Below are 558 nucleotides of genomic sequence, written 5' to 3' on the forward strand. Positions count from 1 at the left end.
AATCGAGGCCGACGAACAAGGTGTCATCGCGATGCGTTGGCGCGACGCTGGCGGCCGCGAACACGTCACGCGATGCGACATGATCGGCATGGGCTGGCACTTGCGTGCTGAGACCCACTTGGCCGACGTCGTCGGGTGCGCCTTCGCCTATGACGCGCAGTGGCGGCAATGGCTGCCGAAGGCCGATGCGATGGGCCGTGCCGGGAATGGCGTCTACCTTGCGGGCGATGGGGTTCGGCTTCTGGGAGCGGACGGCGCGGAGATTGCCGGGCGCCTTGCGGCGGCGGCGTGCCTTGCCGATCTCGGACAACCGGCGCCGTCGGCCAGCACCGATCTGAGCGAGCTCGCGCGGCTCGAGCGCTTTGCCCGCGGTCTGGCCCGCGCCTTTCCCTGGCCGGAGGCGATGGCGCGGGTGCTCCCTGACGACGCGATTGTCTGCCGCTGCGAGAACGTGACTGCAGGAGACATACGCCATGGCGTGGCTTTCGGCGGCTGCGAGGCTAACAGGGTGAAGTCGCTGTCGCGCGTCGGCATGGGGCGCTGCCAGGGGCGCTACTG

The 558-nt window shown here is 69.4% G+C and carries 1 pseudogene; it reads left to right on the forward strand.

Going from position 1 to position 558, the window contains the following annotated elements:
• Positions 1-558 (forward strand): annotated as a pseudogene (locus EOA29_RS39425) ((2Fe-2S)-binding protein); the annotation flags it as partial.

The sequence above is a fragment of the Mesorhizobium sp. M1E.F.Ca.ET.063.01.1.1 genome, from assembly GCF_003998155.1.
Classification (GTDB): Bacteria; Pseudomonadota; Alphaproteobacteria; order Rhizobiales; family Rhizobiaceae; genus Mesorhizobium.